Raw genomic sequence first — 18127 nt, 5'->3', positions numbered from 1 at the left:
GACGCGATTCTCCGCGCGCATGCCAGGATGAACACGTGACACGAGTACTGGCGGTCGCCAATCAAAAGGGTGGAGTCGCCAAGACGACGACGGTGGCGTCGTTGGGTGCGGCGATGGCGGAGAAGGGGCAGCGGGTGCTGCTCGTCGACCTGGACCCGCAGGGCTGTTTGACGTTCTCGCTCGGCCAGGATGCCGACAAACTGGCGGTGTCCATCCACGAGGTGCTTCTCGGCGACGTGGAGCCCGATACGGCACTGGTGGCGACGGTCGAGGGCATGACGCTGCTGCCCGCCAACATCGACCTGGCCGGCGCCGAGGCGATGTTGTTGATGCGGGCGGGCCGCGAGTACGCCCTGAAGCGGGCCCTGGCCAAGGTGGGGGACCAGTTCGACGTCGTCATCGTCGACTGCCCACCGTCGCTGGGTGTTCTCACCCTGAACGGGCTGACCGCGGCGAATGACGTGATCGTGCCCTTGCAGTGCGAGACGCTGGCGCACCGTGGCGTCGGCCAGTTCCTGCGGACGGTCGACGACGTCCAGCAGATCACCAACGCGGACCTGCGCATGCTCGGGGCCCTCCCCACCCTCTACGACTCACGGACGACGCACAGCCGCGACGTGCTTCTCGACGTCGCCGATCGTTACGGTCTGGTGGTGCTGGGGCCGCCGATCCCGCGTACGGTCCGGTTCGCCGAGGCCAGCGCGTCGGGTTCTTCGGTGCTCGCGGGTCGAAAGAACAAAGGCGCCAACGCCTATCGTGAGCTCGCCGATGCGCTGATGAAGTATTGGAAGTCGGGCAAGGCCCTGCCGACGTACACCCCCGACGTGTAGTCAGGAACCCAGCGCCACCAGGGTGCCGCCGCGTTGCTCCAACAGCGTCGAACCTGCGACGGCGGGCACCACCGCAGTCTGGGTCGGCGCGCGCTTGACGTCGATGTGGGATTCGCCCGCCCCGGTCTCGGGGTCGAACACGTCATAGCCGGACGTGACGGGCACGAGCAGCTTGCCTGCCATCAGGGTCGCCGGGCCGACGGGCGCCTGGCCGTTGAGCGGGGAGACGGTGTACTTGTACCGCAAGCCGTTGGCCTCGAAGACCATCACGCTGTCACCGGTCCACCACGTGACCAGGTCTCCCGCGCGCGACGCCGTGGCCTGCGCCGGCACCGGTTTCGGCAGGGCAGTGCTGGCGATGGTGGCACCCGTTTCGTCGATGACGTCGACGACGGGTTTCGGCGTCGGGAGGTAGATGGCGGTGGTGGTGTCGGAGACGGCGATCACCCGTGCGGCGGCGTCGGCGGGTACCCCCGGCAACTGGACGATCTTGGTGGTGGGCTCGTCCTCCTCGTCGGAGGGCACCAACAGGGCGAGACGCATGTCCGCCTGGCCTGGGCATCTCTGGAGCACGGATACCGCCGCCGAGTTCGCCGCCGCGGACACCATCCCGCAAAGTGGCTGGGAGGGAACCTCGGGCTTGATTCTGGCGTCCAGTGCGCCGTAGCTGATCATGCGGACCATGTCGGAGCGCCACAGCTCCAGCCGGCTGTCTCCGGCCGAGAGGACCGTGGAACCGTCCGAGGACAGCGTCACCTCGGCGTCGGCGTAGGCGGTGCGGGAGTAGTGGCGGCGGCCGGTCCGCCCGTCGATCGTCGTCACCTGGCCGCAGCCCCGGTCGTCGGGATACACCGCGACGGCGTCGTTGTAGACATAGGTGACGCCGCAGAGGTCCACGTCGCGTGCATAGCTCCAGAGGACGCCTCCGGTGACCGGGTCTCGACCGTCGACCTGTCGCCCGTCGCCAGTCACGACGGCTCCGCCGGCGACGACGGGTCGACTGGTCTTCGCGCTCGTCGCGCTCCACAGCTCGCGCAGCGTCGACGGCACGTCGCGTGCCGCCTTCAGCGCGGAGACCGGTTCGGCGGCAGGTCTGCTGATGGTCGCTCTCGCGTCACTGCTCCACCAGATCAGTCCCGCGGCGACGGCGATGACCACGACGATCGCCGCGGCCGCCAACAGGTCACCCCTGGTACGGCGTTCCGGTTTGACCATCGGGCAGCGGGTACCGCGTTCAGCCGGCCGTCGGGGCGGCGGAGTTCGAGTTGGGACGACGGCGCCTGCGGCGCCGCCTGGCCGGGCTGTCGGAGTCACCCGAGGGCGCGCCCTCGGCGTCGGTGGGCGCCTTGGCCTCGGTGCTCTCCACGTGTCCGGTGCCCGACGTGCTGCCGCCGCGCGTCCGCTGCCGGGTGCGGTCCCGGTTGCGGGCAGGCCCATCACCGTCGCGCTTCTGACCGTCGCGCGGCTCGCGCTTCGGCCGGTCCCTGGACTCGCTCGAGCGCGTGGCCTTTCCGATGGATCCGGTGGCGTCGGTGGGGATGCTGAGTTCGGCGTGCAGGTGCGGTGAATTCGAGTACGTCTCGACGGGATCGGGATTGCTGAGTCCGAGCGCCTTGTCGATCATCGTCCAGCGCGGGAGTTCGTCCCAGTCGACGAGGGTGACCGCGATACCGGTCTTGCCTGCCCGGCCGGTGCGGCCGATGCGGTGCACGTAGGCCTGCTCGTCCTCGGGAATCTGGTAGTTGATGACGTGCGTGATGTCGTCGATGTCGATGCCGCGTGCGGCGACGTCGGTAGCGACCAGCACGTCGACCTCACCTGTACGGAATGCCTTGAGCGCCTTCTCGCGGGCGGCCTGGCCCAGGTCGCCGTGCACGGCACCGACCTTGAAACCGCGCTCGGCGAGCTCGTCGGCGACCTTCTGTGCGGTGCGCTTGGTGCGGGTGAAGATCATGGTCGCGCCGCGGGCGTCGGCCTGCAGGATGCGCGCGACCATCTCGACCTTGTCCAAGGCATGGGCGCGGTAGGCGAATTGCTCGGTGCTGTCGTGGGTGGCCGCGGAGTGCGGCGCTTCGGCGCGGATGTGCGTCGGCTGGTTCATGAACGTGCGGGCCAGCGTGATGATCGGATCGGGCATGGTCGCCGAGAACAGCATCGCCTGCCGGTCGGTCGGGATCTGCTTGAGGATCCGCTCGATGTCGGGCAGGAAGCCCAGGTCGAGCATCTCGTCGGCCTCGTCGAGCACCAGGACGGACAATCCGCCGAGCTGCAGGTGACCCTGTTGTGCGAGGTCGAGAAGGCGGCCGGGAGTGCCCACGACGACGTCGACGCCCTCCTGCAGCGCCTCGATTTGCGGCTCGTACGGACGTCCGCCGTAGATGGAGGTCACCACCAGCTTGCGATCGCCAGGCCCTTGAGCGTCCACCCTCAAGTAACGAGCGGCCGATGCGAGGTCGTCGTACACCTGGAGGCACAGCTCGCGGGTCGGCACGACGATCAGCGCGCGGGGAATTCCGGTGAGCGGTCGAGAATCGTCGGTGACGATGCGCTGCAGTAGCGGCACCCCGAAGGCGAAGGTCTTGCCCATGCCGGTGCGGGCCTGCCCGATGAGGTCGTCGCCGGTCAGGGCAAGCGGCAGGGTCAGCTCCTGAATCGCGAAGGTGTGTTCGATCCCGTCCTCGGCCAGTGCGCGCACGATTTCCTCGCGGACGCCGAGTTCGGCGAACGTCGTGGTCAGAGGTGCTGCCTCGGGTGCTTCGACGACGACGTCGATGTCCGGGGTTACCGCATTGGGCTCGGGGCTGGTGGGGTTGGTGGTGATTTCAGTCATGCGTTGCCGACGTAACCTTTCGTTTGTCAATCTCGCGGCGTCCACACGCGCACACGAGTTCGACGAAAGAGCGTCGGGAGCCTCGGCTTCGGGGAAGCGGGCCGACCGATCGACACACTGTGTACGCACATTTCTTGGTCGTGGCGGGTAAAAGACGTGCCACTTCCGGCTTTCATCATAGCTGGCCGGGTTTGCAGGGCGGTCGCCGCGCCGGTCGGCGTGCTCGAGTCCGTCTAGAGTTGGCCCATGACCCCGACGAAGCCCGCGGCCTCGACCGAGCAGACGGTGAACCCTGCGTCGGTCGAGCATCCGGGCGTCAACCAGCTCTTCGCCGTGCTGGCCTACGGCGAGGTGGCGGCGTTCTACCGGCTCACCGACGAGGCGCGGATGGCGCCCAACCTGGCCGGTCGGATCAACATGGCCAGCATGGCCGCGGCCGAGATGAACCATTACGAGCTGCTGCGGGTCGCGCTGGCCAAGCGGGGTGTCGACATCGTTCCTGCGATGGCGAAATACGCGTCCGCGCTGGAGAACTACCACCGCCTGACCATGCCGAGCACCTGGCTGGAGGCGTTGGTCAAGACCTACATCGGCGACGCGTTGGCCGCCGATTTCTATCTCGAGATCGCCGATGCGCTCCCCGATGACGCGGCCGACGTCGTGCGCGCGGTGCTCGCGGAGACGGGTCACTCGCAGTTCGTGGTGGCAGAGGTCAAGGCCGCGATCGCCGCGAGCGACAAGCAGCGCCATCGTCTCGCGCTGTGGTCGCGGCGGCTGTTGGGCGAGGCCATCACCCAGGCTCAGTACGTGCTCGCCGAGCACGACGAACTGGTTGATCTCGTGGTGTCCAGCGGCGACGGACTGGGTCGACTGACCGAGTTCTTCGACCGTCTGCAGAACACGCACAACGCCAGGGTCCGCGAACTCGGACTCGCCTAGAGTCGTCGTTCACGGGTCCGGGCCCCTACTTGGTGCAGGTGGCGATCATCGAGTTGGTGCTCTGGGCCACGATCGTCGCGCCGGTCGCATCGGTCACCGCGCAGTTCAGCTGACCGGTCAGGCTGGTGGCGATGACCGACTTCAACTCCACGCCGGGATCCAGCGTGACGGTCCGCGACCATGGCAGCGCGACGTTGAACTCGGTCTGCAATGCGCCCTGCGCGTCGGTGTAGACGACGGTGACCAGGTCGAGGAGCTGCCGCGTGCCGCTCACCTGATAGGTGATGGTCCGCGGCGACGGTGGCGCCACCTCGGTCGGAGCCGGGACGGCACTGGCGGTCGGGCTCGGCGCAATCGTGGTGACCGTCTCCGGTGACAGCGGGGCCACCGGCGCCGGGGGAGGTGCCGAGGACCTCATCGTGGGCGGGGTGGTGGTCGAAGCGTCCTGTGCCGTCGTCGTGGGGGTGGTTGCGGCGATCGTCTTGGACACCGAGCCGCTGTCTCCGCCGCCGAGGATGACGACGGTGCAGATGACGGCGATCAGCAGGATCGCGCCCGCGACGCCCGCGACCCAGATCCACCTGCGGTCGATGGGGTCTTCGTACTCGTAGACGTCGTCGTACTCGTCGACGTCGCCGTACGCGTCGTAGTCGTGGACGTCCGCGTCGTTTCGGTACGTGGGCTCGGCGCGGCGACGGTATGTCGCACCGCCATCGACGACGTCGGTCTCGACGTCGGTGTAACCGCCGGTCCGTCGCGCCCCGTGGCCATTCGCCGATCCCGCGTTGCGCGCCGTGGTCGACGTCCTCGAATACGTTGAGTACCTGTCCATACCGCTATCCCGTGAGTCGTTGACGATGTCGATCAAGCGATGCTAACGAGGCTGAAGTGACGCACGAGGTTGACGCGCTGACAGTAGGGTCACGGTCCGGACTCGGTTGGCTTCTGACTCCTCGGGCCCACTGCCGCTTCGCTGTCCGCGAAGTGGCGCGACCGCCGGCGCGCGCGGTCGGCGACGTCCACTAGCCTTTCAGGAGAACGATCATCGAAGGAAGGGGTTCAGCGTGGAGGTCAAGATCGGCGTCACCGACAGTCCGCGCGAGCTGGTGCTCCACAGCGCACAGACCCCCAGCGACGTAGAGGAGTTGGTGACCGCGGCGCTGGCCCAGGACTCGGGCGTGCTCGCACTGACCGACGAGAAGGGGCGTCGCTACCTGGTGCAGAACACCAGGATCGCCTACGTCGAGATCGGCGCGGCCGACTCGCGGCGGGTCGGCTTCGGCATCGGAGCCACGGCCGCCGCGGTCGCCGACAAGCTCAGCTAGAAGCGGGTCAGCGGCACGTGTGACAGTCCGCCCCAGGCGAACTGCACCGTGCCGTCGACCGCGGCGTCCTTGGAGATCGGCCGGTCGGAGTTCAGCCAGTAGCGGGCACAGTCGACGCTCGTCGAGACCAGCCCGACCGCGATCATCCTGGCCCGATGCGCTTCCAGCCCGGAATCACTGCTGATCAGCTCGAACACGGCGTCGGTGCAGGCCTCGGTGGCCACCTTGACCTGGGCCGAGACCTGAGGCTCGGTGACGTAGTCGTTCTCGAAGATCAGTCGGTAGCCCTGGCCGTCGTGCTCGATGAAGTCGAAGAACGCCTGCACCGCAGCGCGAAGCCGTTGACGGTTGTCGGTGGTGGTGCGCAGGGCCTGGCGGACACCGGACACCAGGTTGTCGACGTGCCGCTGCAGGACCGCCAGGTACAGCTCGAGCTTCGACGAGAAGTGTTGGTAGAGAACCGGTTTGCTGACACCCGCCCGGTCGGCGATCTCGTCCATGCCTGCGGCGTGATAGCCGCGATCGACGAAGACCTCGCTGGCGGCGACGAGCAACTGCCCGCGGCGCTCGTCGCGGGGCAGCCGGTTGCCGCGCCTGGCGGCGCCGGCGGAAGCCCCCGTCGAACCCTCGCTATTCGCCGGTTGCCCGCCCTGCCTCTGGGCGGTGTTGGCGATGTCGCTCATCAGTCCTCAATCTGGCTGTGCTGCTGTCCATGGGGCGCTGGCCGGTCCGTTGTGAGCCGGTCGATCCGGCCGTTCATCGAATCGACACTACTACCGCCGACCAAGGCAATGCGTCATCTGCCGGCGTCCGTGGGTGGCGCGCCAAAGCAGGTCGTGGCTCGTGCTGTGCCATCCTGGTTAGGTGACCTACGACCCGGGGCGTCGCGGGGGCGGTCGTCAACCCGTGCTGCGCAACGAGTGGAGGGAACCCTTGCGCGCGCAGCGCGACCCCCTGGCCGACGACGGCGGGCGGCCGCGATCCAATCGAGACGTGCACCAGCAGTGGCGGAAGCAGTCATGGCTGGGGCGGTTCGTGTCGACCTATGGCTGGCGCGCCTACGCCCTCCCCGTCCTCGCGGTGATCACGGTTCTCGTCGTGTACCAGACGCTGACGGGCACCATCGCCTCCGAGCCGGCCACCGCCGAGGGGCCCGTCCAGGGTCCGCCCACGATCGGGGTGGCAAGCACGGCAATCATCGGCGCCCCGCCCAAGGGCATGACCGAGTTCGACGCCAACCTGCCGACGGGCATCCTGCCCGACGGCGGGCCGTTCACCGAGTCCGGCGCCAAGACCTGGCACATCGTGCCCGGCACGTCACCCAAGGTCGGCGAGGGCACGACGAAGTCGTTCACCTACACGGTCGAGGTGGAGGACGGCGTCGACACCACGTCGATCGGTGGTGACGAGGCATTCGCGCGGATGGTCAGCGAAACGTTGACCAATCCGAAGAGTTGGACGCACAACCCTCAGATCGCGTTCACTCGCATCGACGACGTCTCCCAGGTGCAGCCGGACTTCCGCGTCTCGCTGACGTCGCCCATGACGGTGCGCGAGGGCTGCGGTTACGACATTCCGATCGAGGCCTCCTGCTACAACCCGGCCTACGCGACCGACCAAGCCCGCGTGTTAGTCAACGAGGCCCGCTGGGTGCGCGGCGCCGTTCCCTTCCAGGGCGACATCGGCTCCTACCGTCAGTACCTGGTCAACCACGAGGTCGGGCACGCCATCGGGTACCAGAAGCACGAGCCGTGTGCCGAGAACGGAGGGCTGGCGCCGGTGATGATGCAGCAGACCTTCTCGACCAGCAACGACGACGATGCGCGGTTCGACCCCGAGTCGGTCCAGGCCGACGGCAAGACCTGCCGATTCAATCCGTGGCCCTACCCGATCGCCTGAACTCACTGCTTCTCCCGCGAGCGTGCGTGTTTGCGCCCGACACGCCGACGTGGATTGCTACTTCGCGCACCTTCGCGCCGTAGTGCCCGACCCGCCGGGAAGGTAACCGCCGGGATTGCCGTTGAATGGGTGGACCTGGTGTGATCGTCACGAGGTCTCACGTCGAATCGAGGAGCCACCCGGTGTCAACACCGCTACCGCCGCTGGTTGAGCCCGCGGCAGAGCTCACGCGTGAAGAAGTTTCGCGCTACAGCCGCCATCTGATCATCCCCGACCTCGGCGTCGACGGTCAGAAACGCCTCAAGAACGCGCGCGTGCTGGTCATTGGTGCGGGCGGACTGGGCTCGCCCGCACTGCTGTACCTGGCCGCTGCGGGCGTGGGGACCATCGGCATCGTCGACTTCGACGTCGTCGACGAGTCCAACCTGCAACGGCAGATCATCCACGGGCAGTCCGACATCGGGCGGTCGAAGGCCCAGAGCGCCAAGGACTCGATCAAGGAGGTCAACCCCCTCGTCGAGGTGCGGTTGCACGAGGTGCGTCTCGAGCCCGATAACGCCATCGATCTGTTCAGGCAGTACGACCTGATCCTGGACGGCACCGACAACTTTGCGACCCGCTATCTGGTCAACGACGCCGCGGTGCTGGCTGGCAAACCCTACGTGTGGGGTTCGATCTACCGCTTCGAGGGCCAGGTGTCGGTGTTCTGGGAGGACGCCCCCGACGGGCGCGGACTGAACTACCGCGACCTGTATCCCGAACCGCCACCGCCCGGAATGGTCCCGTCGTGCGCCGAGGGTGGCGTGCTCGGCATCCTGTGCGCGTCGATCGCGTCGGTGATGGGCACCGAGGCCATAAAGCTGCTGACGGGTATCGGTGAGCCGCTGCTAGGCAGGCTGATGGTGTACGACGCGCTCGACATGACGTACCGCACCATCAGGATTCGCAAGGATCCCGAGACGCCGAAGATCACCGAGCTGATCGACTACGAGGCGTTTTGCGGCGTGGTGTCGGACGAGGCGGCCGAGGTGGCCGCCGATTCCACCGTCACCCCCCGCGAGTTGCGGGAGATGCTCGACTCCGGCCGCAAGGTCGCGCTGATCGACGTCCGCGAGCCCGTCGAATGGGACATCAACCACATCGACGGGGCCGAACTGATCCCGAAGTCCGCGATCGAGTCCGGCGACGGGCTGACGAAGCTGCCGCACGACCGCACGCCCGTTCTGTACTGCAAGACCGGCATCCGCTCCGCCGAGGCGCTGGCCGCGGTGAAGAAGGCTGGGTTCGCCGACGCACTGCACCTGCAGGGCGGCATCGTGGCGTGGGCGCGGCAACTCGAACCCGACATGGTCATGTACTGACCGCTCGTGAGCCGGGCCACGCCTTAGGCTGAGCCCGTGAGTGCCGACATGCCGCCTGATCACCTGCTGGCGGCGTTCGGTCTGACGGGTGTGCGGCCCGTTCCCCTCGGCTCCAGCTGGGAGGGCGGCTGGCGCTGCGGCGAGGTCGTGATGTCGATGGTCGCCGACCACGCGCGTGCCGCATGGTCGGCGAAGGTCCGGGAGACGCTGTTCGTCGACGGGGTTCGGCTCGCGCGACCGGTCCGCTCGACCGATGGTCGCTACGTCGTCGCCGGCTGGCGCGCCGACACCTTCGTCACGGGCACGCCGGAACCGCGCCACGACGAGGTCGTCTCGGCAGCCGTGCGCCTGCACGAAGCCACCGCCAAGCTGGAACGCCCACGATTCCTGACGCAGCCGCCCGGATCGCCGTGGTCCGACGTCGACGTGTTCATCGCCGCGGACCGCGCCGCGTGGGAGGAACGGCCGCTGCATTCATTGCCGCCGGGTGCCATGGTGGCGCCGGGTGGCGCGGACGGGCAGCGGTCGGTCGAGCTGATCGCCCAGCTGGCCGCGCTGCGGCGCCCGACTCGCAGCCCCAGCCAACTGGTGCACGGTGACCTGTACGGCACGGTGCTCTTCGCGGGCACCGCCGCCCCTGGGATCACCGACATCACGCCCTACTGGCGGCCGGCATCGTGGGCCGCGGGAGTCGTGGTCGTCGACGCCCTGGCGTGGGGTGAGGCCGACGACGGTCTGGTCGAGCGCTGGGCGCCACTGCCGGAGTGGCCGCAGATGTTGTTGCGGGCGTTGATGTTCCGCCTGGCTGTGCACGCGCTGCATCCGCGTTCGACGGCGGCGGCGTTCCCGGGACTCGCCCGCACCGCCGCGCTGGTGCGTTTGATTCTCTAGAACGCGCCCCTTCGCGAGTTCTTCATCAGGGTCGTGGATCGAGCGATGTCACGACCATCCTGCAGAACTCGACGTCAAAATTCGTGGCGGACCTCGCGTAGGGCCACCCGGCCGTCCTTGGCGAGCACGCCCTCGGCCCGCAGCAGTTCTAACTGCCTGGTAGTGAGGTGCGGTGCAGGTTTCCCCGATGCGCTGATGACGCGGTGCCACGGCAGATCCGAGGAATCCGTGCGCATGATCCAGCCGACGATGCGGGGGCTTGAAAGCTCGGCAGCGGTGGCGATGTCGCCGTAGGTAGAGACCTTGCCCGTCGGTATCGAGGCGACCAGCGCGCGTACGGTCTCCACCTGTTCGTCGGTGATCGCGGCCACGCTTCAGCCCACCCGCTCGCGGATCAGGGCTGCGGTCTCGGCCGGTCTGGCCTGCGCCACCATGTGGTCGCAGTCGAAGTCCACCAACGTGAAGTCGGAGCCCAACTCGGCGCTCAACGCCCTGACGAGTTCCTCGGAGACGTACGGCGGATCGGTTCTCGTGGCCCGCACGACCGTCGTCGGCGTTCCCTTGCGGGGCAACGTGATCGGCCGCGCCAGCTCGCTCCAGTACGACATCATCGCCGGAATGCCGATCCGCCAGCCGACCCGCCCGTTCGGCAAGGCGACGAGGTGCTCGTCGAGCTCGCGCTCCAGTTCGGCCGCGTCGACCTCACCCCACGAGCCCGACGTCTTGTCGGCGCGCGCCTCGGCGCGGTCGGCGAAGTCCGGCGAACTCAGCATCGCGTCGGCGATCTCCAGCATCCACGCACCGTCGAGGCCCACCGCGGGGTCGAGAAGGACCAGGCCTGCGACGAGGTCCGGTCGGGACGCCGCGACGCTCAGCGCGACGGCACCTCCGAAGGAGTGCCCGACGACCCACGCGGGCGCGGCCGCCTCCTTCGCGAGAAGGTCGGCAAGAGCCTCCACGTTGGCGTCGATGGTCCACGGGGCGGCCCACGACGACCGGCCGTGCCCGAGCAGGTCGGGTGCCAGGATGGCGTACTCCGGGAGGTGCTGCGACGCAAGGGTCTCCCAGCGCTGGCCGTGCCCCGTGAGGCCGTGGATCAACAGGATCTGCGACGGCTTCTGCGGGCCGAAGCGTCGTACGGTCAAGGCGTCGTTCACGTCGTCGATGCTGCCAGTACCGGACGAAGGGTTCTTGTCGTACCCCCGTGGTGACATGTCCTCATGCCCGCACCACGCACCGCACTGTCGCCCACCGTGCTGACCGAAACCGGTCTGCGTGGCACCGTGCGCGTGGTCGGCGGGCCTGGCACGGGGAAGAGCACGCTGCTCGTCGACACCGCGGCTGAGCGGATCGCCGCCGGGACCGATCCGGAATCCGTTCTGCTGCTGACCGGTTCGGCGAAGCTCACCGCTCGCGCTCGCGCCTCGGTGACGGCGGCGCTGCTGGGCGACCACGGGCCGTCGGCGGTGCGTGAACCGATGGTGCGCACCATCCATTCCTACGCGTTCGCGGTGCTGAGGCTGGCGGCCCAGCGCAACGGTGATCCTCCGCCACGGTTGATCACCAGCGCCGAGCAGGACGGCATCATCCGTGAGCTGCTGGCGGGCGATCGCGAAGACGGCGCGAACGCCTCTGTGAGGTGGCCTCGGCATCTGTTGCCTGCCCTCGGCACCGTCGGGTTCGCCAACGAGCTGCGTGATCTGTTGGCGCGCTGCACCGAGCGTGGGGTGGAACCCGCTGCCCTGCAACGCATCGGCCGACGGTCGGGTCGTGGAGAGTGGGTGGCGGCAGGCCAGTTCGCACAGGTTTACGAGCAGGTGATGTTGCTCCGGTCCGCCGTCGGCATGGCGGCGCCGCAGGCCACGGTCCCCGCCCTCGGGGCAGCGGAGCTCGTCGGCGCAGCGCTCGAGGCCTTCGCCGCCGACCCCGACCTGCTGGCTGCCGAGCGAGGCAGGATTCGCCTTCTCCTGGTCGACGACGCGCAGAACCTCGACCCCCAGGCCGCGCTGTTGGTCCGGGTGCTGGCGGCCGGAGCCGAACTGGCGCTGATCGCAGGCGATCCGAACCAATCGGTGTTCGGCTATCGCGGCGCCGATCCCGCGCTGCTCAGCGCCGGCGACCACCCGGCGATCGTCCTCACCGAATCGCTTCGCTGTGCCTCCGCCGTCGCGCGCGCCGTCACGGGTGTCGCGAGTCGGCTGCCGGGGGTCGACGACGCCAGGCATCTGACCGCAGCCGATGGTCGAGCGGGGTCGCTGGCGGTGCGGATCGCCGCGTCCGAGCGCGCCGAATCCTCGGTGATCGCCGACGCCTTGCGGCGCGCCCATCTGGTGGACGGCGTGCCGTGGTCCGAGATGGCGGTCATCGTGCGGTCGGTGCCCCGCGCCGGAGCGGCGCTGACGCGGGCTCTGACCGCGGCGGGGGTACCCGTCGACCAGCGGGCGTCGACGGGTCCACTCGCGGAGCAACCGACGGTGGCGGCACTGCTCACCGCGCTCGACGTGGTCGCCGAGGGCATCGACGGAGACCGGGCTCTCTCGCTGTTGACCGGTCCGATCGGCCGCGTCGACCCGGTGTCGTTGCGCCAGTTGCGCCGTACCCTGCGCCGTGGCGACGGCGGCAGCCCGCCACGCGAATTCGGCGACCTGCTCGTCGACGCACTCGATCCCGACCGCCCCGTCGACGGTGACGTGCCGGACCAGTTGGCCAGGGCGCTGAAACGCGTGCGCAAGGTGCTGGCTGCCGCCCGCCGCAGTGAGGCCGACGGACTGGATCCCCGGTTCACGCTGTGGCATGGGTGGCATCACACCGGTTTGCAGCGGCGCTGGCTGGCCGCGGCCGAGCGTGCCGGGACGGTCGGTGCCCAGGCGGGCCGCGACCTCGATGGCGTGACGGCCCTCTTCGACGTGGCGGAACAGTACGTCACCCACACCACGGGGGCGTCGGTGTCCGGGTTCGTCGATCACGTGCGGGCAATGGTGCTCCCCCCGGCGGGCAGCGAATCGGCTCGTCCCGGTGAGGCGGTCGCGCTGCTCTCGGCGCATGCCGCCCTCGGTCGCGAGTGGGACTTCGTCGTCATCGCGGGACTTCAGGAAGGGTTGTGGCCCAACGTCGTCCCGCGCGGGGGAGTGCTCGCCACTCAGCAGCTCGTCGACGTGCTCGACGGCATCGCCGACGGGACCTCCACCAGGGCGCCGTTGCTCGCCGAGGAGCGCAGGCTGTTGATCGCCGCGCTCGGCCGGGCGCGCACCCACGTGCTGGTGACCGCCGTCGACGGCGACGAAGGCGACGACGCCATGCTGCCCTCCCCGTTCTGCGACGAGCTCGTGGCACTGGCGACCGAGCGCCCCGACGAGAACGCCGAGCCGGTCCGCGCGCCGCGGGTCCTGTCGCCGTCCGCGGTGGTCGGCAGGCTGCGCGCGGTGGTGTGTGCGCCCGAAGGCGCGGTCGAGGATGCGGCGCGCGTTTGTGCCGCAGGGCAATTGGCCCGGTTGGCCGAGGCGGGGGTGCCGGGGTCTGCGCCGGCGCAGTGGTACTCCACCACCGCGTCGTCGACCGAGCAACCGCTGTGGTCGGACGACGGGCACGTCGTGACGCTGTCCCCGTCGACGTTGCAGACGCTGGCCGACTGCCCGCTGCGATGGCTGCTCGAACGCCACGGGGGCAGTGATGGGCGCGACGTGCGCTCCGCGCTCGGCACGCTCGTGCACGCACTGGTGTCCGATGCGCAGAAGTCCGAGGGGCAGATGCTGGCGGAGCTCGAATCAGTCTGGGCGGGGCTTCCTTTCGACGCGTCGTGGCATGCGGCCAACGAACTGGATCGCCATCGGATGATGCTGACGGCGTTCCTCGAGTGGCGCGCCCAGACACGCCGCGAATTCACCGAGGTCGGCACCGAGGTTGACGTCGACGGAGTCGTCGCGCCCAGCGGTGCCGATCAGCCGGGCGTCCGGGTCCGCGGACGGGTCGACAGGTTGGAGCGCGACGCGGAGGGCAGGCTCGTCGTCGTCGACGTCAAGACCGGCAAGAGTCCGGTCAGCAAGGACGACGCGCAGCGGCACGCGCAGCTCGCCATGTACCAGCTGGCGATCGCCGAAGGCGTTCTGCCGCAGGGCGACGAGGCCGGTGGCGGTCGCCTGGTCTACCTCGGCAAGATCGGCGCGGCCGGCGCCACCGAGCGCGACCAGAACCCGATGACGTCCGACGGTCGCGACGAGTGGCTCGACCGCGTCCGGCAGGCCGCCGGTGCCACCAAGGGCCCGGAGTTCGTGGCCCGCGTCAATGACGGCTGCACTCACTGCCCGGTGCGGGCGATGTGTCCCGCCCAGGCCGCGTTGGGAGGACGTTCGTGACCGACCGCTACAGTCCGGTTGAGCTGGCCGATGCGCTCGGTCTCTTCGCGCCGACCGAGGAGCAGGCCGCGGTGATCGCGGCGCCACCCGGTCCGCTGGTGGTGGTCGCCGGTGCGGGGGCGGGCAAGACCGAGACGATGGCCGCCCGCGTCGTCTGGCTCGTCGCCAACGGGTATGCCCGCCCCGGCGAGGTGCTCGGCCTGACGTTCACCCGCAAGGCGGCGGGGCAACTGCTACGCCGGGTGCGCACCAGGTTGGCCCGACTCTCGGGGGCGGGCCTGGTTCCCGGCGACCGGGCCGACGTCGACGAGCACCCGTCGATCGGGACCTATCACGCGTTCGCGGGCACGTTGTTGCGCGAGCATGGACTTCTGCTTCCGGTGGAGCCGTCGACCCGGTTGATCGGTGAAACCGAACTGTGGCAGTTGGCCTTTCGCGTGGTGTGCGGCTACCCCGAGGAGATGCGCACCGAGAAGTCCCCGGCCACCGTCACCGCGATGGTGCTGCGTCTGGCGGGCCAGCTGGCCGAACACCTCGTCGACACCGACCAGTTGCACAACACCCACGTCGAACTGGAGCGGTTGGTGCACGCCCTGCCCGCCGGTCCTCGGCAACGCGACACCGGGCCCAGCCAGGCACTGCTGAAGCTGCTGGCCACCCAGACCGAGCGCACCGAGCTCGTGCCGCTGATCGACGCGCTGCACGAGCGGATGCGCGCCGAGAACGTCATGGACTTCGGCATGCAGATGGCGGCGGCGGCCCGGCTCGCCGCGACGTTCCCTCAGGTCGGCGAGCAACTGCGCCAGCGCTATCGGGTGGTACTGCTCGACGAGTACCAGGACACCGGCCACGCGCAGCGGGTGGCGCTCTCGTCGCTGTTCGGGGGCGGCGTCGACGACGACCTGGCGCTGACCGCCGTGGGTGATCCGATTCAATCGATCTACGGCTGGCGCGGCGCCTCGGCCACCAACCTGCCCCGGTTCACCACCGACTTCTGCCTGTCGGACGGCATGCCCGCGCCGACGCTGGAACTGCGTACCAGCTGGCGCAATCCGCCGCGCGCCCTGCGTCTCGCCAACGCGATCTCGACGGAGGCGCGGCGGCGCTCGGTGGCGGTCCGCGAACTGCTGCCGCGCCCTGGAGCGCAGCCCGGCACCATCCGTTGCGCCCTCCTGCACGACGTGAGCGTCGAAAGAAATTGGGTCGCAGACCAGTTGGCGCGGATCTACCACGGAGCCGTCGAGTCGGGAGCCGATGTTCCCACGGCGGCCGTGCTGGTGCGCCGCAACGCGGACGCTGCGCCGATCGCCTGCGCGCTGACCGCCCGCGGAGTGCCCGTCGAGGTGGTCGGACTGTCGGGTCTGTTGTCGGTGCCCGAGGTGGCCGACGTCGTGGCGATGCTTCGGCTGACGGCCGACCCGACCGCGGGCTCGGCCGCGATGCGCATCCTCACCGGCCCGCGCTGGCGGTTGGGTGCCGCCGACGTGACGGCACTGTGGCGACGGGCGGTGGAACTCGACACCGCCTCGAAGGCCACCACCGACAGGTCGTCGACCGCCCACATCGTCGCGTCCGCCGGGCCCGACGCCGACAGCGCGTGTCTGGCCGACGCGATCTGCGACCCGGGCCGTCCGGATCGATACTCGCCCACAGGGTACGGCCGGATCGTCGCGCTCTGCCGTGAGCTGACGGCGCTGCGAGCCCAATTGCACCACCCTCTGCCCGACCTGGTGGGTGAGATTCGGTGGATGCTGGGCGTCGATGCCGAAGTTCGTTCTGCACAGTCAGTTTCAGCTGGATGGTGTGGCACCGAACACCTCGATGCGTTCTCCGACGTCGTCGCCGAGTTCGCGGCGAGGCCGTCGGCATCGGTCGCCGGACTGCTCGCGTTCCTCGACGCCGCGATGGAGGTGGAGAACGGGCTGGCACCCGCGGAGCTCACGGTGGCGAAGGACCGCGTGCAGATCCTGACCGTCCACGCCGCCAAGGGCCTGGAATGGCAGGTCGTCGCCGTGCCGCATCTGAGCGGCCGGGTGTTCCCGTCGACGGGGTCCGCACGGACCTGGCTCACCGACGCCGGGGACCTGCCGCCGCTGCTGCGGGGTGACCGCGCCTCGGTGTCCGAACATGGCGTACCCGTGCTCGACACCTCCGACGTCAACGATCGAAAGGCCCTGTCCGACACGATCGCCGCTCATCGAAAGACACTCGACCAGCGCCGCGCCGACGAGGAGCGCCGCCTCCTGTATGTCGCTCTCACCCGCGCCGAGGACACCCTGGTGCTGTCGGGCCATCACTGGGGTGCCACCGAGTCCAAGCCACGCGGGCCGTCGGACTTTCTGATCGAGATCAAGGACGTGATCGACCGGGCTGCGACCGCTGGGGATCCGTGCGGTGTCGTCGATCATTGGGCCCCCGCCCCCGCCGATGGCGACGTCAACCCGTTGCGGGACGACGTGATCGAACGATCGTGGCCGGCCGACCCGGCCGGTGTCGGCCGCGCGCACGTCGAACGCGGGGCCGAACTGGTCGCGAAGGCCATGGCGGCGGGCCTCCCCTCCAAGGCGACGGGTGACGGCGACGTCGAGGGGTGGGAGGCGGACGTCGACGCCCTGCTGGCCGAGCGTGAGCTGGCGCTCGCGCGGCCGGCACCCGTTCTGCCGCCGCAACTCTCGGTGAGTGCGTTGGTGGACATCGGTCGCGATCCGGAGGGCGCGCTGCGCAGGCTGCAGCGACGTCTGCCGGTACGCCCCGACCCGCAGGCGCTGCTCGGCACGGCCTTTCACGACTGGGTGCAGCGGTTCTTCCACGCCGAGCGGTTGTTCGACCTCGAAGACCTGCCGGGAGCGGTCGACGGCGAGCTCGGACTGGCCGAGGCTGAGCGACTCGCCGAACTGCAGGCGGCGTTCGCGGTGTCGTCGTGGGCTTCGAGGAGCCCCGTCGACGTCGAGGTGCCGTTCGACATGATGATCGGCGGCACGGTCGTCCGCGGCAGGATCGACGCGGTGTTCGCCGACGACGACGGCGGGGTCACCGTGGTGGACTGGAAGACTGGTGATCCGCCGGCTACCGCAGAGGCGTTGCAACAGAACGCCGTTCAGCTCGCGGTCTACCGGCTGGCCTGGGCAGCGACGGCGAACGTGTCGCCAGACTCGGTGCGCGCGGCATTCCACTACGTGCGCAGCGGCCGGACCGTGGAACCCGACGGTCTGCCCGGCGCCGTCGAGCTGGCCCGGCTGCTCGACGCCGCTTAGCGAGGTGTGTTGCGGTACACCTTGAGCGCCTGGGTGATCATCGGGATCTGCAGCGGCAGCCGGGCGATCGTGCCGATGCGCGCTGGCCAGCCCTTGTTCCACAGCACCCGAACCGAGTTGATGTTCGCCGGAAAGACCCCGACGTAGAGCGCGACGGCCGCGAGCGCGCCGACGCGGCGGGTGCGTGGAGCCAGCAGCATCGCGCCCGTCGCAGCCTCGGCGACGCCGGAGGCCAGCGTGTAGAACCGTGCGCTGCCGGGCAGCTCAGCCGGGACGATCGTGTCGAACGGCTTGGGAGCGACGAAGTGGAGCACGCCCATGCCGACGAGCATGGCCCCCATCCGCTGCGCCGTGGCCCGGCTGGAAGCCTTGTCGGATGCTGGCGTGAGGGGGGTCATGGTTACATTGTGCTGTGCGGCGAGTTGGGCGGATGATGGGCCTTCGTG

The 18127-nt window shown here is 69.3% G+C and carries 15 protein-coding genes; 8 read left to right on the top strand and 7 right to left on the bottom strand.

Annotated features, from left to right (window positions below; translation table 11 throughout):
* Positions 1-35 precede the first annotated feature (35 nt).
* Positions 36-830 (top strand): ParA family protein, encoded by a 795-nt coding sequence (locus VET27_RS14920; protein WP_526519392.1) that lies wholly within the window; start codon positions 36-38, stop codon positions 828-830.
* Here VET27_RS14920 and VET27_RS14915 read toward each other — a convergent pair whose 3' ends face one another.
* Together VET27_RS14915 and VET27_RS14910 are read right to left on the bottom strand one after the other, a co-directional pair.
* A complete protein-coding gene (locus tag VET27_RS14915; RefSeq protein ID WP_526519389.1) occupies positions 831-2045 on the bottom strand; it encodes an Rv3212 family protein in 1215 nt (404 codons plus the stop codon). It lies immediately after the preceding gene.
* A gap of 19 nt (positions 2046-2064) precedes the next feature.
* A complete protein-coding gene (locus VET27_RS14910) occupies positions 2065-3660 on the bottom strand; it encodes a DEAD/DEAH box helicase (RefSeq protein ID WP_526519387.1) in 1596 nt (531 codons plus the stop codon).
* Between the two features lie 246 nt (positions 3661-3906).
* Here VET27_RS14910 and VET27_RS14905 point away from each other — a divergent pair, with 246 nt between their 5' ends.
* Positions 3907-4599 (top strand): ferritin-like fold-containing protein, encoded by a 693-nt coding sequence (locus VET27_RS14905; RefSeq protein WP_526519385.1) that lies wholly within the window; start codon positions 3907-3909, stop codon positions 4597-4599.
* A 25-nt stretch (positions 4600-4624) separates the two neighbouring features.
* On the opposite strand, the gene VET27_RS14900 is transcribed toward VET27_RS14905, so the two are convergent.
* Entirely contained in the window at positions 4625-5431 is an 807-nt protein-coding gene (locus tag VET27_RS14900; protein ID WP_526519383.1) for an MmpS family transport accessory protein, read from the bottom strand.
* Positions 5432-5663: 232 nt separating this feature from the next.
* On the opposite strand from VET27_RS14900, the gene VET27_RS14895 reads away from it, so the two are divergent.
* Complete coding sequence (locus VET27_RS14895; protein WP_526519381.1) at positions 5664-5924, top strand: DUF3107 family protein; 261 nt, start codon at positions 5664-5666, stop codon at positions 5922-5924.
* Here VET27_RS14895 and fasR read toward each other — a convergent pair.
* Positions 5921-6607: an HTH-type transcriptional activator FasR gene (gene fasR / locus VET27_RS14890; RefSeq protein ID WP_526519379.1), complete on the bottom strand. Its 687-nt coding sequence runs from the start codon at positions 6605-6607 to the stop codon at positions 5921-5923. The genes VET27_RS14895 and fasR overlap by 4 nt on opposite strands.
* 181 nt (positions 6608-6788) lie before the next feature.
* On the opposite strand from fasR, the gene VET27_RS14885 reads away from it, so the two are divergent.
* From VET27_RS14885 to VET27_RS14875, 3 genes are all read left to right on the top strand, one after another.
* Positions 6789-7823, top strand: coding sequence for a DUF3152 domain-containing protein (locus VET27_RS14885; protein ID WP_526519377.1), 1035 nt, complete (start codon positions 6789-6791; stop codon positions 7821-7823).
* Between the two features lie 182 nt (positions 7824-8005).
* Complete coding sequence (gene moeZ / locus VET27_RS14880) at positions 8006-9184, top strand: adenylyltransferase/sulfurtransferase MoeZ (protein WP_526519375.1); 1179 nt, start codon at positions 8006-8008, stop codon at positions 9182-9184.
* 36 nt (positions 9185-9220) lie between these two features.
* Positions 9221-10075 (top strand): TIGR02569 family protein, encoded by an 855-nt coding sequence (locus tag VET27_RS14875; RefSeq protein WP_526519373.1) that lies wholly within the window; start codon positions 9221-9223, stop codon positions 10073-10075.
* 74 nt (positions 10076-10149) lie between these two features.
* Here the strand turns inward: VET27_RS14875 and VET27_RS14870 are convergent, their stop codons facing one another.
* Together VET27_RS14870 and VET27_RS14865 are read right to left on the bottom strand one after the other, a co-directional pair.
* Positions 10150-10446: an MGMT family protein gene (locus VET27_RS14870; RefSeq protein ID WP_526519371.1), complete on the bottom strand. Its 297-nt coding sequence runs from the start codon at positions 10444-10446 to the stop codon at positions 10150-10152.
* 3 nt (positions 10447-10449) lie between these two features.
* Positions 10450-11232, bottom strand: coding sequence for an alpha/beta fold hydrolase (locus VET27_RS14865; protein WP_526519369.1), 783 nt, complete (start codon positions 11230-11232; stop codon positions 10450-10452).
* Positions 11233-11295: 63 nt separating this feature from the next.
* Here VET27_RS14865 and VET27_RS14860 point away from each other — a divergent pair, with 63 nt between their 5' ends.
* Together VET27_RS14860 and VET27_RS14855 are read left to right on the top strand one after the other, a co-directional pair.
* A complete protein-coding gene (locus tag VET27_RS14860; RefSeq protein ID WP_526519367.1) occupies positions 11296-14427 on the top strand; it encodes an ATP-dependent helicase in 3132 nt (1043 codons plus the stop codon).
* Complete coding sequence (locus VET27_RS14855; RefSeq protein WP_526519365.1) at positions 14424-17681, top strand: ATP-dependent helicase; 3258 nt, start codon at positions 14424-14426, stop codon at positions 17679-17681. Before VET27_RS14860 ends, VET27_RS14855 begins: the two co-directional genes overlap by 4 nt.
* Here VET27_RS14855 and VET27_RS14850 read toward each other — a convergent pair.
* The gene (locus VET27_RS14850; RefSeq protein WP_526519363.1) at positions 17678-18079 is read right to left on the bottom strand and encodes a DoxX-related protein; all 402 of its coding nucleotides are present in this window, start codon (positions 18077-18079) and stop codon (positions 17678-17680) included. The two genes, VET27_RS14855 and VET27_RS14850, sit on opposite strands and share 4 nt — an antisense overlap.
* Positions 18080-18127 lie beyond the last annotated feature (48 nt).

It is taken from the genome of Mycobacterium sp. (assembly GCF_035633495.1).
In the GTDB taxonomy this organism is placed as follows: domain Bacteria; phylum Actinomycetota; class Actinomycetes; order Mycobacteriales; family Mycobacteriaceae; genus Mycobacterium.
The sequence above is the reverse complement of the archived record's forward strand: the minus strand, read 5'-3'. Positions and strand labels throughout refer to the sequence as shown.